The organism is Streptomyces sp. BF23-19, assembly GCF_041106355.1.
In the GTDB taxonomy this organism is placed as follows: Bacteria; Actinomycetota; Actinomycetes; order Streptomycetales; family Streptomycetaceae; genus Streptomyces; species Streptomyces virginiae_A.
On sequence record NZ_JBGBPT010000186.1, the window covers coordinates 1 to 2,866 of the forward strand.

Here is a 2,866-nt window from a genome sequence, read left to right on the forward strand (position 1 = left end):
GACCGCTTGGCACCCGCCGTGGAAGCGGCGGTCCTGCGGTACGCCATCGCCGCCGAACTCGGCCTTCGCGAGAAGGCGTTCGACCGACGTGCGGTGGCCGGTGACGGGCGCGACCTGGATTCCGAGATCCGGTGGATCGCTCAGGTCGCGGCCGTCATCGACGTCCCGGCGGTGGTCCTGACGGCCGAGCGGTTGTACCTCATGCCCGGCGTGCCGTTGCCGAACCCACCGGGCCAGGGCTGAGTGCGGTCGGCCTACCCGGGCTGTCGCCTACCGGGGCTGTCCCCAGTCGATGTAGGTCGCCGAGCCGTCGTCGTTGCGCAGGTGGAACGTGGCCTGCGAGGGCCGCCAGATCCCGATGTTCGCCGCGGGACCACCGTTGCCGCCGTCCCAGTTGCCCGCGACGGGAATGTCGTTACCGCCACCCCAGTCCAGGACGACCAGGCTGCCGTCGTCCATCCGCAGATGGAACTGACCCGTCGACGGACGGAAGATCCCCACATTGTCCGGGCCACTGCCGTCCCAGTTCCCCGAGACCGCACGGTCGCCCGCCTGACCCCAGTCGACATACGTCGCCGAACCGTCGTCGTTACGCAGGTGGAACGTGCCGTTGCGCCAGATACCGACGTTCGCCGCCGCACCGCCGTCCCAGTTGCCCGCGACCGGCTGGTCCGTACCCCCACCCCAGTCGATCAGCGTCAGACTGCCGTCGTCCATCCGCAGATGGAACTGACCCGTCGACGGACGGAAGATCCCCACATTGTCCGGACCCGCACCGTCCCAGTTCGCGGACACCGGCAGGTCACTGCCACCACCCCAGTCCACATACGTCGCCGAACCGTCGTCATTACGCAGATGGAAGATCCCGTTGCGCCAGACACCCACATTCGACGCCGGACCACCGTCCCAATTCCCCGCAACCGGCAGATCAGCGTTCCAGAGGGCGCTGACGAGGCGCTGGCCGTCGGCGGCCTGGTTCCCGTACCGGTCGGGGTGGGCGGATATCTGGACCGCCTGGCAGACCTCGCCGATCGGTCTGGTCTGCCAGTTGCTCACCTTGAGCATCGCGTTGAGGAAGGCGTTGGTCGCCCAGGTCGGGTCCATGCGCTGGTTGAAGGATCCCCAGTCGGCCCGCTGCTGGAAGAGGCCGACGCTGTCGTGGTCCTCCATGTTGGGGTTGTTGTGCAGGGTGGTCTCGACGATGGCCGTGGTCACGGCGAGGACGGCGGCTCGCTCGGGAAGGCCGCGGGCACGGACGGCATCGGTGATCGCTCGGGCACAGGAGACCCGGTAGGAGGTCAGGTAGCCGCGCAGGGTGCCGGTGAGCTGGTAGTTCAGCTCAGCGGCGAGGGCACGGTCGGAGTCGGTCTGCGTGCCGCAGGAGTAGTTCGGGATGGCCGACACGGTCCTCGGGTCGGAGAGGTCGGCGCCGACCGCGTGAGCGGCTTGGGCCGAGGCGAGCAGGCCGGCGGTCAGCGCGGCGGACGTGGCGAGGGCTGCCAAGGGCCGGCGTGCGATGCGGTTCATGGTGAGGTGTCCTGGTCCCGTTCGGTCATGAGCGGCTGATGGCTGGGCGTGCCGGTGGGCCCCGGGGGCGCGCTGGGCCGCGCCCCCGGGGAGGGGCTCAGGGCTTATCGGGGCTGTCCCCAGTCGATGTAGGTCGCCGAGCCGTCGTCGTTGCGCAGGTGGAACGTGGCCTGCGAGGGCCGCCAGATCCCGATGTTCGCCGCGGGACCACCGTTGCCGCCGTCCCAGTTGCCCGCGACGGGAATGTCGTTACCGCCACCCCAGTCCAGGACGACCAGGCTGCCGTCGTCCATCCGCAGATGGAACTGACCCGTCGACGGACGGAAGATCCCCACATTGTCCGGGCCACTGCCGTCCCAGTTCCCCGAGACCGCACGGTCGCCCGCCTGACCCCAGTCGACATACGTCGCCGAACCGTCGTCGTTACGCAGGTGGAACGTGCCGTTGCGCCAGATACCGACGTTCGCCGCCGCACCGCCGTCCCAGTTGCCCGCGACCGGCTGGTCCGTACCCCCACCCCAGTCGATCAGCGTCAGACTGCCGTCGTCCATCCGCAGATGGAACTGACCCGTCGACGGACGGAAGATCCCCACATTGTCCGGACCCGCACCGTCCCAGTTCGCGGACACCGGCAGGTCACTGCCACCACCCCAGTCCACATACGTCGCCGAACCGTCGTCATTACGCAGATGGAAGATCCCGTTGCGCCAGACACCCACATTCGACGCCGGACCACCGTCCCAATTCCCCGCAACCGGCAGATCACCAGGGTTGTCGTCGACGATGCTGTTGTTGCGGACCGGCCGGAAGGTGCCGTGGCCGGAGTAGTAGGGGTAGGGGATCTCGCGGTAGTGCATCCCGCTGCCCGTGAACTCGTAGCCCATGTACGAGGTGCGCGCGGAGTTGGCCCAGCCGCCGAACACGACGATGTGGCCGTTGGCCCCGGCCGCGTCGTTGAGCATGGCGTCGCCCGGCTTCAGGTCCCCCTTGCCGATCCACGAGGCGACGCCGGAGGGGACGAAGCTGGTGGTGTCCAGGCCGGGCTTGGAGAGCTTCCAGGCCATCGAAGCGAAGCCGGAACAGTCGGTCCGATAGCCCTGGTAGGTGTTGTCCCAGCTGTACTGGAGCCCGATCCCGACCCAGGACGCGGCGCGATTGATCACCTCGCTGCGGGTGATCGAGGGCCCGGCGGCCGCCTGGGCCGGTGCGACGGACGCGCCCTGGCCGGCGCCGCCCTTGTCGATGGCCGCGAGGTCGGCGGCGGCGGACGGTGTCGGGACCGGTTCGGCCGCGTGCACCGGTGCGGCGGCCAGAAGGCTGACGATCAGCCCTGCGGCGG

The 2,866-nt window shown here is 69.2% G+C and carries 2 protein-coding genes and 1 pseudogene; 1 reads left to right on the forward strand and 2 read right to left on the reverse strand.

The features are described from left to right. Positions 1–243 (forward strand): hypothetical protein (locus tag AB8A24_RS43135; protein ID WP_369479232.1); only part of this gene is annotated, 243 nt, incomplete at its 5' end. 27 nt (positions 244–270) lie between these two features. Here the strand turns inward: AB8A24_RS43135 and AB8A24_RS43140 are convergent. After that, the gene (locus AB8A24_RS43140) at positions 271–1,527 is read right to left on the reverse strand and encodes a hypothetical protein (RefSeq protein WP_328963597.1); all 1,257 of its coding nucleotides are present in this window, start codon (positions 1,525–1,527) and stop codon (positions 271–273) included. Between the two features lie 104 nt (positions 1,528–1,631). Beyond that, positions 1,632–2,866, reverse strand: a pseudogene (locus AB8A24_RS43145) (hypothetical protein); the annotation flags it as partial.